The organism is Argonema antarcticum A004/B2 (assembly GCF_023333585.1).
Lineage (GTDB): Bacteria > Cyanobacteriota > Cyanobacteriia > Cyanobacteriales > Aerosakkonemataceae > Argonema > Argonema antarcticum.
Window position 1 is genome coordinate 1 of the sequence record NZ_JAIQZN010000012.1, and the last position, 13,563, is coordinate 13,563.

Genomic DNA, 13,563 nt, shown 5'->3' on the forward strand with positions numbered 1-13,563 from the left:
CAAGGGGCAAGGGGCAAGGGGCAAGGGGCAAGGGGCAAGGGGCAAGGGGCAAGGGGCAAGGGGCAAGGGGCAAGGGGGCGAAAAGCGGAAGTTCTAAAGTATCTGCCTTCAGGCTATAATAATGAATAAGAACAAACCGCCGCCAAACATTTGTTTGGGGGTGGTTTTAGTTCTGAGTGCCCAAGTAAATCGAATAAAACTTAAGCATTCGATCGTTGCGTAAGTCTTATGGAAACCATTTGTGTGTATAATGGTATATTTGGGTGGTTAAAGAGCGATCGAAACTTGAAGTGGTGTCACAGAAAGTACCGTGATATTCCGCTTCGTGTCAATTTTATGTCGCAAAAGTCATAGATAGAAAGAAGAAAGGGGGGATTAAGGAGCAGTGGCAAAAAAAGGCGAAGCAGAGACTGAACAAACAACAGCTGGATTTAGCCTCGTAAACTTTTTACAGGGAACCAAAGAAGAGCTGGATAAAGTGGTCTGGCCCAGCCGACAGCAGTTAATCAGCGAATCGGCTGCCGTCATTTTAATGGTGATTCTTTCTGCACTTCTGATCTATTTAGTAGATAACTTTTTTAGTTGGGCATCAACAAAGGTGTTCGGATGACTTTTGCAGCAGACGAACAACGCGATTGGAATCAGCGGGAAACATCGCTCTTGACAGAAAACTCGCAAGAAGAAGGGCAAGAAGGCTCCCGTTGGTATGCCGTTCAGGTTGCTTCTGGCTGTGAAAAGCGAGTGAAGACCAACCTGGAGCAGCGGATTCAAACCCTGGATGTGGCCGATCGAATTTTACAGGTAGAAATTCCTCAGACACCAGCTGTCAAGATTCGCAAAGATGGCAGCAGACACCAAAGCGACGAAAAAGTTTTCCCTGGCTACGTCCTTGTCCAGATGATTATGGACGATGAAAGTTGGCAGGTTGTCAAAAACACGCCAAATGTGATTAATTTTGTAGGGGCTGAACAAAAACGTCGCTACGGAAGAGGCCGAGGCCACGTCAAACCAATGCCGTTGAGTAATGCAGAAGTAGAACGAATCTTTAAGCAAACTCGCGAGCAAGAGCCAGTCGTCAAAATCGATATGGCTGTGGGAGACAGAATCCTGGTACTTTTAGGACCCTTCAAAGACTTTGAAGGAGAGGTGATTGAAGTAAGTCCCGAACGTAGCAAACTCAAGGCGTTGCTTTCCATCTTTGGGCGCGATACACCCGTAGAATTGGAGTTCAATCAGGTTCAAAAACAAAACTAAAGAATAAATGGCCAAAAAAGTTGTTGCGATTATTAAGTTGGCCTTGCCAGCAGGGAAGGCCAACCCAGCTCCTCCTGTCGGCCCAGCATTGGGTCAGCATGGGGTGAATATTATGGCGTTTGTCAAAGAGTACAACGCCAGAACGGCTGACCAAGTGGGAATGGTGGTTCCTGTAGAAATCTCTGTCTACGAGGATCGCAGTTTCACGTTTATTCTGAAAACCCCTCCTGCTTCGGTTCTAATCACTAAAGCAGCTGGAGTTGAGAGAGGTTCAAACGAACCCAACCGCAAGAAAGCTGGTTCAATTTCGCGGGCGCAATTGAGAGAAATTGCCCAGACTAAAATGCCTGACCTCAATGCAAATGACATTGACGCAGCCATGAAGATTGTGGAAGGAACCGCCCGCAATATGGGTGTTGCAGTCACAGATTAGGGCATGAACAATTTTAGATTTTAGATTTTATTTAAATCTAGATCTGCAATTGAAAATTAGCCAAAAGGCAAGACTGTTGTTAACGCTATCGGGGGAGAAGCTAGGCTTCGCTAAGAACCCCAGGAGAGATAAAGAATGAAAAAAGAATCGCGCAGAATGCAAGATCTGCGTAAGAAAGTAGAAGTTCGGGCTTATCAGCCGTTAGACGCGCTAAATTTGTTAAAGGAAACCGCCACAGCTAAGTTTCCCGAATCGGCAGAAGCGCACATCCGGCTGGGAATTGACCCAAAGTACGCGGATCAACAGCTGCGGACGACGGTGGTACTGCCCAAGGGAACTGGTCAGACGGTGCGGGTGGCGGTAATCGCTCGCGGTGAAAAAGTAAACGAAGCTAGTAATGCAGGTGCAGATTTGGTTGGCTCGGAGGAGCTAATCGACGAAATTCTCAAAGGCAGGATGGATTTTGATAAGCTGATTGCTACGCCGGATGTGATGCCGATGGTGGCAAAGCTGGGTAAGCTGTTGGGGCCACGCGGTTTGATGCCCTCGCCGAAGGGCGGTACGGTAACTAGCGATGTGGCAGGGGCGATCGCAGAATTCAAAGCTGGTAAACTAGAGTTTCGGGCAGACCGTACCGGGATTGTTCACATTCTGTTTGGCAAGGCATCCTTCTCGACCCAGGATCTGTTGGTGAACCTGAAGGCATTGCAAGAAACGATCGATCGCAACCGTCCTTCTGGAGCCAAAGGCCGCTACTGGCGCACTGTATACGTATCGGCGACGATGGGGCCATCGATTGAGGTTGATGTCAGCGGGCTGCGGGACTTGAAACTCAGCGAAGTGGCGTAAAACTATGGGCTAGGGCTTGTTTTCAAACTAAATAGGCAAAGCCAAAGAAAGCAGGAGCTAATAGCTTAATTTCCTGCCGAGGTTGACACCAAAGATAGCATTTTGGCCTGCGACCCATTTATGTGGGATTGGCAGGAAATCAAAAATGCGATCGCGTCACCCCCGCTCAAAAGCTGGGGTTTTTAATTTGGTTTGGCCTGGAAAGAGGCGATGGCAAGAGGGGTCGAGAATTATAAATGCCCCTAGCCCCTGTTTTCTTTCGACTTTTCTAGCCCTTAGCCCCGATCCAAGTTTTCGATTCTGCACCCACTTTAAGGAGGTGAAACACTTATGGGTAGAACAAGAGAAGGCAAAAATGCGATTATCACAGAGCTTAAGCAAAGCTTAAGCGAGTCTCAAATGGCAGTGGTGATCGACTACAAAGGACTGTCCGTTGCGGACATCACCAATTTGCGGCGGCGGCTGCGTCCTACCGGCACCGTTTGCAAAGTGACCAAAAACACCCTGATGGGAATTGCCGTTGACGGTGACGCCAACTGGCAGGCAATGGAAGAATTTCTCAATGGTTCTTCAGCCTTCCTGCTAGTTAAGGAAGACATCAGCGGTGCTATCAAGGCTTACCAAGAGTTCCAAAAAGCTACCAAGAAGAGTGAACTTCGCGGTGCTGTAATGGAAGGTCGCGCCTTGTCTCAAAATGATGTAAAGGCCCTGGCAGACCTCCCATCCAAGGAACAGCTGATCGCTCAGATTGCTGGCGCTCTCAATGCTGTGACTGCCAAAATTGCGATCGCCATCAACGAAGTTCCTGCTTCTCTGGCTCGTGGCCTTCAGGCTGTGGCCGATAAGGACAAGGAAAACACTGCCGCTACCGAAAGCGAAGCCGCTTAGCTTGATTTTAGATTTTAGATTGCTCCTCAATTTAAAATCTCATTTCCCTCAATTAACTGTAAAAAATTCTCAGGAGTTTATCAATGACTGCTACTACCGATCAAATTGTCGAACAACTGAAATCTTTGACATTGCTGGAAGCCGCCGAGCTTGTTAAGCAAATTGAAGAAACCTTTGGCGTCAGTGCTGCTGCGCCTGCTGGTGGCATGATGATGATGCCTGCTGCTGCTGCTGCTGCTGCGGAACCAGTAGAAGAACAAACAGAATTTACCGCTATTCTGGAAGAAGTCCCTGCCGATAAGAAAATTGGCATTCTTAAGGTGGTACGGACTATCACTGGTCTGGGTCTCAAGGAAGCTAAAGATTTGGTGGAATCTACGCCTAAGCCGATTAAGGAAGGCGTTAAGAAGGAAGAAGCTGAGGACATCAAAAAGCAGATCGAAGAAGCAGGCGGTAAGGTTACTGTTAAGTAATCGCTGGAGTTATTACCTTGTTTTTAAGGAGTCCCGCTGGGACTCTTTTTTATTACTTGTCATTAGTCATTAGTCATTGATTTGGGGGTAATGGGTAATGGGTAATCAGAAATACAGCGGCTTGCGAATGGGTGAGGTACAGACAAATTGTAGGGCGGGCTTCGCCCCTACTCACGAAATGGTAACGTACCTCACTCGGCTGCAAGCCGCTGTAAATTATCTACTTACCAATAACTAATGACCGCTGACCAATGACTAATTTAGTGTAAATCTGCTTCCCAAATGCCTATGTAAATGCGATCGCGATTATTTCGCTCAATTACTCCTTTTAAAGAACCTGTCAGAAACGAGTATCTATTCGATTGCCTTTGATATACTCTTTCTAGCTGTAGTTTTATCTCCCGCGAAGCCGTACCGCCTAACATTTCATTGATAGTTTTGAAGATAGTTTCCGAGTCTATCGAAGGATCGAATGCTATTTCGGTTTGGCGCAAAAGTTGCGTATCTCGGTCAAATAAATAACCTAAGCTAACTTCACCCGGTACATAATCTTCATAAAGTACAGCGCGGGTATTTTTCCAGACGCCTTTAGTAATTTTGGTTGGATTTCCCAATGTATTTCTAACAGTGTCTTCTGGCGTACCAATAGGAAATGCTGGTACGGTTCCACGGGTTAAAATCCTGGCAGATGAGCTTTTCCCGATCGGTTCTTGAGTTGGTTCTCGCGAAGGGGTTGCTTCCGTGGGAGGGGGAGAAGAAGCGGCGGGTGTTAGCGGAGAAGAAGGAGATGATAAGGGAGTGCGAGAACTCAGAATAGGGGGCGAAGTATTTTTTTGTACTACGGGTTGTTGTGGGGTTGGTTGGCGGACTTTGGCGATCGCAATCCCAATGATAAACGCAGCGCCAACGATCCCGCCTGCAATTATCGCTGCTTTTTTCCACTCGCCGGAACGGATGGAGGAATTGGGAATTTGAACTGGTTGGGATGCGCCGCCTGGGGATACCGCTACTGTTGCTTGCTGGGAAAGTGGAACGCCAGCAACGGGAGAAAGGTTACTGTGTAAGGCGTCGAGCATTTGGCGGGCGGTAGAATAGCGATCGCGTGGATGAGACTGAATCGCCTTATCTAAAACCGCCCCTAAGTTGGAGTTAATATTCGGGACATTTTGACGCCAGATAAACTCACCTGTCTGCCGGTTTATGTCTAATTCTTGGGGCAATTTTCCGGTAAGCAAATAGATGGCCGTTAGCCCTAAGCTGTACAAATCGGTAGAGTAGATAGGTCTACCTGATGACTGTTCCGAAGGCATAAAACCAGGAGTGCCAATCACCATTGAATTAGTAGGATTGCCTTGGGCATTTACCACCGTAGTCATCGTTTCTTTGACTGCGCCGAAGTCAATTAAAACGGGTTTGCCATCTGCGATCGCTTGGACGAGTTGATAGCGATTGTTTAAGAGCTTTAGAGTCATGCCAACTATTTTAGATCGAGTAAACCGCTGTCTTTGAGTTTCGGATTAAAGCGAATATCCTCTAGGCAACCACGGGATTTTACCTCAGCTAAAATTTCCGCTTCGACTCGTCGAGCGACATTTTTTAGCACTTTTGCTTGCGCCACTTCATCCCACGATGTCTTCTCATAATTCGCCTTTTCCTCATCTGTCATCAGCGGTTTGACATCTATGGCTTCTGTCCATTTTTCCTTATCTTCGCCGTTCCCAGATGGGGTAGTACCATTTTCGGCAATCCAAGCATTTAGGGTATTTTCTAGGATTGTCCGGTTAGGCTTTTCAATTGTTTGGACTTTCAGCCAGTGACAATTTTTGGGCTGACGAGCAATGTGTTGTTTCAAGCTGAGATAAACGTCGCGAGAATAGCCGACAAATTGCAGTATTTTCTCTTCGTTAAAAATCGCGTATACCCCAATCTTTGCCTGCAACATATCAGGTAATTTGCCAGCTTCATCCAAATAGGGAATATCTTCTAAGCTAGCGAGAGAGGTAATATCTGTTTGAGTTGTCATTCGATTTTAGATTTTAGATTTGGGATTTTGGATTGACCCGATAAATCCGGGTCGCTCAAATAAGGAAAAAATTTTCTGTGCGCGACTTAAGCCGGTGGTTTGTATCCGTATTGGGAGTCGAGCATTGTTTGAATTCAGCGATTTTATTATCCGATTTTCCGATAAATTGCACAGAGTCGGCTGGGTTTGAAAATCTTGGCTTTGAACATGAAATTAGGTGGAACGTTGATGATAGCGTGTTCGGGAGATTCGTAATATGGCTCGAATTCCACTGGCATTCCTTTGGGGGTGGCGCTGCTGTAAGGTACGGGTTGAAATAGTAATTCTGTGAACTCAACCTGCTCGGATTTAACCTGTTCGGCGATTTGCTCTCGGAAGGCTTCAGCTTTTAGTAAATCAAATAAAGTTTCTTTAGCCTCTGGCTCAAGAGTGAAGTTGCCATCAAAATTTTCGATGATTTTGAGAGACATTTGACTGATACCTAGTTGTTGACAAAGTGCGCTTGATATGTATTCGGTTAAAAATACCCACTTTTGTTGGTGGGTAGAACTGAGTTATGGAAAAATTGCCACTTTTATCAGCCTATTGGATTGTGTGACCTGTGTCAGCTAGCGGAGGAAGAGGGGAAAATAAAGAATTGTGAAGGTGATGGGGCTATTGTCTGTAGGAACCTCTGTCACCTTTCGGTCTGCCAAAGACGACCATTGCATCAGGTGCTAGGCGAATGGTATTATTTCCTTGAACAGGATACCAAAGAAGATCTCCGGCGACAAAGACATCATCGTTGTTGGCAAACAAAATTTCGAGATTTTCTTTAATCACAACAATCCAGCGAAATTGTGGTTCTTCCGTACTTAGTGTGCTAAATTAGGAGGATAAGGCCAGAAAAGTAAAGCCCGTATTTCAAAGTTATGGAAATTATTAAAGCCAAAACCACATCGGTTTAATAATTTTAATTTGTTATTAATGCCTTCTACTATTCCATTGGTTGTTCGCTTTTCAAAGTAACCCACTACCTCGGGGAACCAACGCTTAATCGTTGTCCACTGTTACTTGTGCATTCTGACACATTTTTTGGACTAATGATTTATAATTACCAGTCATATCCATACTTACTTCTTCTATCTGTGATAGGACTTTCCCCCCCCATTGTCGCATCACTTTTTCTATTTGTGATTGGGTTCGAGATGGCACTAATCCTAGTAGCTTATGGGATTCTAAGTCTACTAAAACTACGATTATTTTTCCTTGTCCTTTGACCAAACTAATTTCATCTATCCCTAATATCTTTAAATTCTCTACATTAATGGGTATGACTTTTTTGGCTACCGATATTACCATTGACCAGACTTCTTCTTCGGTTAATCCATTATTTTTAGCTACATTGCTGACGTCACTATGAATAACTTGCTCGGTCACAGATTGGGCGTATCTATAAGTAAAACTTTTTTTATTCCCTACAAAGTCTAAAGTCTCGCTAAAAGGCTTTTGGCAATTTTCACACTTGAATCGTCGCCGATTTACTTTTAGAATAACTTCTCTACCCCCTATGGGTAAATCTCTTACCAAATGACCTTTATTTTGATGAAGACGATGGCTTATCCGACCACAGCGCGGGCAAGCCCCTGTTTTTTTCTCTACTCTTACAGATAATATTAATGTTTCGGCTGTTTCTTTGCTATCTTCTACTATCACCCCAGGTAAATTTAATATTTTGGTCATTACCCTTTTCATAATTGCTCTTAATTACTCTAAATTGCCACTTTATCTTAATATTTTAGCACATCAAGTACGGAAGAACCATACTTATATCTATAAACCTTTTCCGCGTGACGGTTCAGCGCCCCAGTTACTCCCCCCAGCGCCCGATACTGTTCTAAAGTTAGCCGATGCTTTTGTTTGTCGCGTTCCCAAAGTTCCGTCAGCGCAAACTGCAACAAAGGTAAACAGTCTTTCTCCTTCCCCACATCATCCAAAATCGCTCCCAGCAAACCAGTTTCCAGATCATAACCTTGAAGATTAGCAGGTTTTGCTATTGCTTCCTCTAATTCTGCCCCCAACAAAGGCGGCATATATACGGCTTGATTTTGAATCAACTCAGTCAGCGACTCATAACTCAAACAATATTCCAGAAAATCCGCCCGCATTGTCGTCACAATTGCCAACCGCGAGTCGGGAATTTCTGCTACTTTGGTCCTCAGCAAATAACCAAAGTTACTTATGTCAGAAGTAGAACGCCTACTCGTCAAAGATGAAGACGGTACGGAGTAAGAACTTTTCATCGCACCGTCAGACACAGATTATGATGTCCCCGATGCAGAATATGATGGCCCAGGAACCCGCGCTGGCATACCCACCGTTAACATCAAGGACGTTCACAAAAAGATTCGCAGCTATACCAAATTTGTGATAGGTGCGTTCAAAGATTTTAGCGATGCCGAAGTAGAAGAAGTCACAATCAAATTTGGCATTAAACTGGGTGGCAAAACTGGCATTCCTTTTCTGACAGAGGGTTCAGCAGAGAGCAACTTTGAAATTGAGGTAAAGTGTAAGTTCCCAGATCCTCACAAAAGCCAAAATACTCCTTAAGATAGATGTGCAGAAACTCTAAGTAAGATCTGAACTTAGCCAGGATCGTTAATTTCCTGACTGGTGGGAGATTGGTGCGAGATCTGGGTTTAATGGAGTCGATCGCCTTGCCAAGGGTGCTATCTTAAGTGTGGGATACAGAAACCTAATGAGTCAAACAAGACTCAACAGTACTCAGACTTTAAGCCGTTCCTTGTCCGAAATGGAAGCTATGAAGCCTATCGGTACTGAAGATACGCGATCGATCGGTTCCAAGGAGCGATCGGCAAATCTCGCCTCTAAGAGTAAAAAATTGTTACTTGCCATTCATCGCACTTATGAATCAATCAGAATTAATCATTGAGGCGGGTCGCACCGAAAAGCAATACTGGAAAGACCTGTGGCGATACCGAGAGTTACTCTACTTCCTAGCTTGGCGGGATATTGTGGTACGGTATAAGCAGACTGCGATCGGCATTGCCTGGGCCTTAATTAGACCTTTTCTAACAATGGTTGTTTTCACGGTTGTCTTTGGCAAGCTGGCAGTTTTAACATATAAGACTCCCACCGTAAACTACCCGATTCTGGTTTTTGCCGCCATGCTACCCTGGCAATTCTTTGCTAATTGCCTAAAAAAATGATGAGAATACGTTTGTTTTAAACAGGATGTAATTAATTATGGGTGAAAACGTTTTAGTTAAGCTATTAAAAGCTTATGCTGAAGAAGGCTACACAGTCCGGGTTGGTCTGAATCCTTGGCGGGAAAATCCGGGAGGCCCTTTTGCCTCTCTGATATTGTCTGATTCTTTGAACCAATTGGAAAAGTTGCCAGACAGTCATTATGCCGCAAAATCACTGCCTCTGCCTTATATAAGTGAATACGAAGGTAGAGAGTTTGCCTTCTTGTTTAAAGCTATAAAAGCTGTTTTAAAGAAAAATCATTTTCTTCTAGAATTGTATAAAATAATAGCAATTAGAGATAGTAAAAAATCTAAAGGAGGGAGGGAAGAAGAGGTGCAATACCTTAGTACTGGTGGTGGAATAGCTATTGATGAAATTTATTTTTTTGAGAATGTTTTAAAACAATTACAGCCCAAGAAAGGGTTTTTGATAGGTATAGCAGCTGGGTGGTCTACAATTGCATTGGGTTTAATTAATCCATCCATATCCTTATATGGAATTGATAATCTCACGGAAGGTGGACAGGCTAAAGAAGGGTTAGATTTAACCAGGAAAATTGCTAAAAAATTGAACATAGATCTAAAGATTCATATAGGTTCATCTCCCCAAGATGTACCGCAATTTTTAGGAGAGCTTGTTGAAAGAATAGATTTTTTATTCATAGATGGATTACACACCAACGAACAAGTTTTCCTGGATTTTGAAGTAAGCTTACCCTATTTATCTAAATCATGTGTAGTCGCTTTTCATGATGTTTTAGACTGGAATATGCTAGAGGGTTGGCAAAAGATAGCAGAGCTTGGAGCAAAAAATGATTTCAAACACAGACTACTCCGACGAACTTCAAGTGGTATGGGTGTACTTTATAGAAATGTAAATAAAGATGTTGAAGAAAGCATAGAAGCATTTTATCAAACTTGACCATTTTGTTAAGGATGCTATCTTAATTAAGGATGGGTGAACTTCGAGAGCCGATCGCAGCTCAATAACACACGGATTTAGTTGATTGGCCAGCCAACAGGGGATCGAGCCTGATGATGTTAGTGAATTTAGATGTTTTTCCTTATGCCCTCTGCTTCTGCCTTTATTTGTCAAAATAATTACCTAACTTGCCTGCATTTATGACTTATGAAGATAAAACTGAATTAATAATTGAGGCGGGTCGCACCGAAAAGCAATACTGGAAAGACCTGTGGCGCTACCGGGAGTTATTCTACTTCCTGGCTTGGCGGGATATTGTGGTACGCTACAAACAAACCGCGATCGGCATTGCCTGGGCCTTAATTAGACCTTTTCTAACAATGGTTGTTTTCACGGTGGTGTTTGGCAAGCTAGCCAAGTTACCCTCAGAAGGTGTCCCTTATCCAATCCTAGTTTTTGCAGCTATGCTACCCTGGCAATTCTTTGCCAATGCGCTTTCGGAATGCAGCAACAGTCTAATCGGCAACGCCAATTTAATTTCTAAAGTCTACTTTCCTCGCTTAATTGTGCCTGGTTCCGCAGTGATTGTCAGTTTTGTAGATTTCCTGGTTTCTGGCATAATCTTGTTGGCGCTAATGGCCTGGTACAATTTTGTCCCCGATTGGCGTATCATAACTCTACCGCTGTTTATTTTGATTGCTTTTGGAGCAGCAATGGGTGCTGGTTTATGGTTGGCAGCGCTAAATGTAAAATACAGAGATTTTCGTTACATTGTACCCTTTATCGTCCAGTTTGGTCTGTATATATCTCCAGTCGGTTTTAGCAGTAGCATTGTGCCAGAACAATGGCGTATGATTTATTCATTGAATCCAATGGTGGGGGTGATTGACGGCTTTCGCTGGGCTATATTGGGTGGAAAGGTCGAACTTGACTGGCCGAAATTCATCTTGTCATTAGCATTGGTAGCCTTGTTATTTGCCAGTGGTGTTTGGTATTTCCGCAAGACGGAACGCACTTTTGCTGATGTAATTTAGCGAGGAAAAGTGGAAAAATGATAGATCTAAAAATTGAATTAATACTGGTTGAACGGAAACAAAAAAATCTATTTATTTAAGATTAACAAAAGGAGAAGAATATCGTGAAAGTTTTATTTAGCAACCCACCTTGGTGGGAAAAAAAAGAAGGAAGGCTCTGGTTCTGGAAAAAATACTGGCGTGTTGGGGTAAGAGCAGGTTCGCGATGGCCTTTTACCTACGTGAGTAACTGTAGCCCAGATAATTTTAAGTTTGGCGAATACCTACCTTACCCATTTTTCATGGGATACGCCACAACTTATGCCAAAAAAGAGACGGGATATGATGTGCGTTTCCGTGACAGTATCGCTTTACGGGAATCGTACAACAGTTACTTTAGAAACTTAGAAGAGGAACGATACGATTACATATTCATTGAAATTACCACACCGAGTTGGGAACACGATCGCTTATTGATCGAGCAAATCCACAAACGTCTGCCAGAAACTAAAATTGTAGTAACAGGCCCGATTACAACTATTAAGTCTGAAGAAATCCTCACTAATTATCCCGTTCACGCCTGCATTAGAGGTGAATACGAAAAAGGCAGCGTGCGTGTCCTAAATGGAGAGTCTGGAATTATTGACTTTGACCTGCTAAGTTTAGCAGAAATGAACGCAGCGCCGTTTCCCTATTTTGATGAACTTCACGCCTACCGTTATTGGGACGGCAATCCAGTTGGGCAAGTAGCACCTCATGCCCAGATTTGGAGCAGTCGTGGGTGTCCATTCAAATGTATTTTTTGTGTATGGCCTGCCGCTATGACTGGTAACGACCCAGACGGTACCAAAACACGCACAGTACGCCACTACTCACCGGAGTACATGGAGGCTTTCATTCGAGAATTAATCGATCGCTTCCAATACAAGTGCATTTACTTCGATGACGACACATTCAACTTGGGCAACAGCCATGTGGTAAAAATGTGCGAAGTGATGTCTCGAATTGGCATTCCTTGGTCAGCCATGTGTCGAGCTGATACCATCCAAATGGGAACGTGGAAATTGATGAAAGAAAGCGGTTGTTTTGGTGTCAAGTTAGGGTTTGAAAGTGGCAATCAACGGGTGGTAGACAAGATCGTCAATAAGCACCTAGATCTGGAGTATGCCGCGCAGATAGTTCGCGAGTTAAAGCAAATCGGAATGACTGTTCACGGCACTTTCACTTATGGTTTACCGGGAGAAACGAAGGAGGAAATGCTGGACACAAAACGCTTCATAGCTTCCCTGCCCTTTGATAGCTTCCAAGAATCAGGAACTGCTGAAATTGAGGGAACCCCACTCTATACTCTCCGAAAACAGGGCAAACTCGAAAAGTATGAGGGAGCGGAGATAGATTCAAATTACAAACGAGAAGTAGACGGAAGCAAAAAAATGCAAGTTTTAGTGGAGGATCTCAGAAGAAATTAGTCTAAAGCAGGAGATAGTTTAGCCAAATGAAAGATAAAATGCCAAAAATTTCACTATACATTCCCAGCTTCAATGTAGAAAACTATATTGCGCGTTGTATTGAGGGAATATTAAATCAGACCTATCCGGTAGATGAAATTTTGGTGATCGATGATGGTAGCCAGGATGGGACTGTGGAAATTGCTGAGCAATACCCGGTACGAATCATCAAACATGAGGTTAATAAAGGACTTTCCGCTGCCCGCAATACAGGCTTTCGGAATGCAAGCAATGAATGGGTGGCATCTTTAGATGCCGATTGTGTAGCTGATTCTCATTGGCTTGAGAAGTTAGTCGCCTCGTTAGAAGAAGACGAAAAAATTGCCGTCGCAGGTGGTAGGTTGGTGGAGGCTATACAGGAGTCATGGGCCGATCGATGGCGCAAAGTACACATGACTCAAGATTGGGGAGATAATCGTTTGTATAACCCTCCGTTCATGTATGGCAACAACAGTCTTGTACGCAAATCTGTAGTTGAAGAAGTCGGATGGTTTAACGAGAAGTTAAGAACAAATGGAGAGGATGTAGATATGTCAAAGCGAATTTACGAGAAAGGTTACCACGCTGTATATGAACCAGGTGCAATTGTTAACCATCTTCGCCATGACAGTATTCCTTCTATTTTGGATACGTACTGGAGATACTTAAGATTTAGCTATCCCACCTATAAAGATATTACATTCAAATGGTTTTTGCACAATGCTTACTTTGTGCATTTAAAAGGAGTTTTAATATCTCTGCTATATCGAGATTTAAAACAAAATAAAAATTACCACTTTATCTGGTTGGATCTGTTAGTACCTTGGTATTTAACGTATCGCAATTTTAAGTTACTCCTAGAAACCAAAAATAAAGGAAGAGAAACTATGGAAGGATAAAAATATAGGGGTAAGACAAAAAGCAGCATAGTTAAAGCATTGCTTGGAAAGACTAAGCAAAAAGTTTAAAGTCT

The 13,563-nt window shown here is 43.5% G+C and carries 19 protein-coding genes, 1 pseudogene and 1 other annotated feature; of the genes and pseudogenes, 13 read left to right on the forward strand and 7 right to left on the reverse strand.

Annotation, left to right across the window (positions count from 1 at the left end; translation table 11 throughout):
- Window positions 1–385: 385 nt before the first annotated feature.
- The 6 genes from secE (at window position 386) to rplL (ending at window position 3,897) form a co-directional block, all read left to right on the forward strand.
- On the forward strand, window positions 386–610 hold the full coding sequence (gene secE, locus LAY57_RS07530; RefSeq protein WP_249065791.1) for a preprotein translocase subunit SecE: 225 nt from the start codon (window positions 386–388) through the stop codon (window positions 608–610).
- Entirely contained in the window at window positions 607–1,254 is a 648-nt protein-coding gene (nusG, locus tag LAY57_RS07535) for a transcription termination/antitermination protein NusG (RefSeq protein WP_249065792.1), read from the forward strand. Before secE ends, nusG begins: the two co-directional genes overlap by 4 nt.
- A 7-nt stretch (window positions 1,255–1,261) precedes the next feature.
- Window positions 1,262–1,687, forward strand: coding sequence for a 50S ribosomal protein L11 (rplK, locus tag LAY57_RS07540; RefSeq protein WP_249065793.1), 426 nt, complete (start codon window positions 1,262–1,264; stop codon window positions 1,685–1,687).
- Window positions 1,688–1,822: 135 nt separating this feature from the next.
- Window positions 1,823–2,536, forward strand: a complete 714-nt coding sequence (gene rplA, locus LAY57_RS07545; RefSeq protein WP_249065794.1) for a 50S ribosomal protein L1 — start codon at window positions 1,823–1,825, stop codon at window positions 2,534–2,536.
- Between the two features lie 23 nt (window positions 2,537–2,559).
- Window positions 2,560–2,730 (forward strand) — a sequence feature (ribosomal protein L10 leader region).
- A 136-nt stretch (window positions 2,731–2,866) separates the two neighbouring features.
- Window positions 2,867–3,424 carry a 50S ribosomal protein L10 gene (rplJ, locus tag LAY57_RS07550; RefSeq protein ID WP_249065795.1) on the forward strand — a complete coding sequence of 186 codons (558 nt, stop codon included), beginning with the start codon at window positions 2,867–2,869 and terminating at the stop codon, window positions 3,422–3,424.
- Between the two features lie 83 nt (window positions 3,425–3,507).
- Window positions 3,508–3,897 (forward strand): 50S ribosomal protein L7/L12, encoded by a 390-nt coding sequence (gene rplL, locus LAY57_RS07555; protein WP_249065796.1) that lies wholly within the window; start codon window positions 3,508–3,510, stop codon window positions 3,895–3,897.
- Between the two features lie 260 nt (window positions 3,898–4,157).
- Here rplL and LAY57_RS07560 read toward each other — a convergent pair whose 3' ends face one another.
- The 7 genes and pseudogenes from LAY57_RS07560 to LAY57_RS07590 all read right to left on the reverse strand — a co-directional run bounded on the left by LAY57_RS07560 (window position 4,158) and on the right by LAY57_RS07590 (window position 8,202).
- Window positions 4,158–5,369 carry a serine/threonine protein kinase gene (locus tag LAY57_RS07560; RefSeq protein ID WP_249065797.1) on the reverse strand — a complete coding sequence of 404 codons (1,212 nt, stop codon included), beginning with the start codon at window positions 5,367–5,369 and terminating at the stop codon, window positions 4,158–4,160.
- Between the two features lie 5 nt (window positions 5,370–5,374).
- The gene (locus tag LAY57_RS07565; protein ID WP_249065798.1) at window positions 5,375–5,920 is read right to left on the reverse strand and encodes a GIY-YIG nuclease family protein; all 546 of its coding nucleotides are present in this window, start codon (window positions 5,918–5,920) and stop codon (window positions 5,375–5,377) included.
- Between the two features lie 146 nt (window positions 5,921–6,066).
- Window positions 6,067–6,390: a hypothetical protein gene (locus LAY57_RS07570; RefSeq protein WP_249065799.1), complete on the reverse strand. Its 324-nt coding sequence runs from the start codon at window positions 6,388–6,390 to the stop codon at window positions 6,067–6,069.
- 187 nt (window positions 6,391–6,577) lie between these two features.
- A pseudogene (locus LAY57_RS07575) lies at window positions 6,578–6,760 on the reverse strand (Uma2 family endonuclease); the annotation flags it as partial.
- Window positions 6,761–6,774: 14 nt separating this feature from the next.
- Window positions 6,775–6,933, reverse strand: coding sequence for a transposase (locus tag LAY57_RS07580; RefSeq protein ID WP_249065800.1), 159 nt, complete (start codon window positions 6,931–6,933; stop codon window positions 6,775–6,777).
- A 19-nt stretch (window positions 6,934–6,952) separates the two neighbouring features.
- Window positions 6,953–7,642, reverse strand: coding sequence for a transposase (locus LAY57_RS07585; RefSeq protein WP_249065801.1), 690 nt, complete (start codon window positions 7,640–7,642; stop codon window positions 6,953–6,955).
- A 47-nt stretch (window positions 7,643–7,689) separates the two neighbouring features.
- The gene (locus tag LAY57_RS07590) at window positions 7,690–8,202 is read right to left on the reverse strand and encodes an nSTAND1 domain-containing NTPase (protein WP_249065802.1); all 513 of its coding nucleotides are present in this window, start codon (window positions 8,200–8,202) and stop codon (window positions 7,690–7,692) included.
- On the opposite strand from LAY57_RS07590, the gene LAY57_RS07595 reads away from it, so the two are divergent.
- The 7 genes from LAY57_RS07595 to LAY57_RS07625 all read left to right on the forward strand — a co-directional run bounded on the left by LAY57_RS07595 (window position 8,201) and on the right by LAY57_RS07625 (window position 13,489).
- Window positions 8,201–8,509, forward strand: a complete 309-nt coding sequence (locus tag LAY57_RS07595; RefSeq protein ID WP_338022374.1) for a CU044_2847 family protein — start codon at window positions 8,201–8,203, stop codon at window positions 8,507–8,509. The genes LAY57_RS07590 and LAY57_RS07595 overlap by 2 nt on opposite strands.
- 148 nt (window positions 8,510–8,657) lie before the next feature.
- Complete coding sequence (locus LAY57_RS07600) at window positions 8,658–8,852, forward strand: hypothetical protein (RefSeq protein ID WP_249065804.1); 195 nt, start codon at window positions 8,658–8,660, stop codon at window positions 8,850–8,852.
- The gene (locus LAY57_RS07605; protein ID WP_338022371.1) at window positions 8,827–9,129 is read left to right on the forward strand and encodes an ABC transporter permease; all 303 of its coding nucleotides are present in this window, start codon (window positions 8,827–8,829) and stop codon (window positions 9,127–9,129) included. Before LAY57_RS07600 ends, LAY57_RS07605 begins: the two co-directional genes overlap by 26 nt.
- Window positions 9,130–9,166: 37 nt before the next feature.
- A complete protein-coding gene (locus tag LAY57_RS07610; RefSeq protein ID WP_249065805.1) occupies window positions 9,167–10,090 on the forward strand; it encodes a class I SAM-dependent methyltransferase in 924 nt (307 codons plus the stop codon).
- Window positions 10,091–10,290: 200 nt separating this feature from the next.
- Window positions 10,291–11,124: an ABC transporter permease gene (locus tag LAY57_RS07615; RefSeq protein WP_249065806.1), complete on the forward strand. Its 834-nt coding sequence runs from the start codon at window positions 10,291–10,293 to the stop codon at window positions 11,122–11,124.
- 104 nt (window positions 11,125–11,228) lie between these two features.
- A complete protein-coding gene (locus tag LAY57_RS36150) occupies window positions 11,229–12,572 on the forward strand; it encodes a B12-binding domain-containing radical SAM protein (RefSeq protein ID WP_249065807.1) in 1,344 nt (447 codons plus the stop codon).
- Window positions 12,573–12,610: 38 nt separating this feature from the next.
- Window positions 12,611–13,489, forward strand: coding sequence for a glycosyltransferase family 2 protein (locus LAY57_RS07625; RefSeq protein WP_249065808.1), 879 nt, complete (start codon window positions 12,611–12,613; stop codon window positions 13,487–13,489).
- Window positions 13,490–13,563 lie beyond the last annotated feature (74 nt).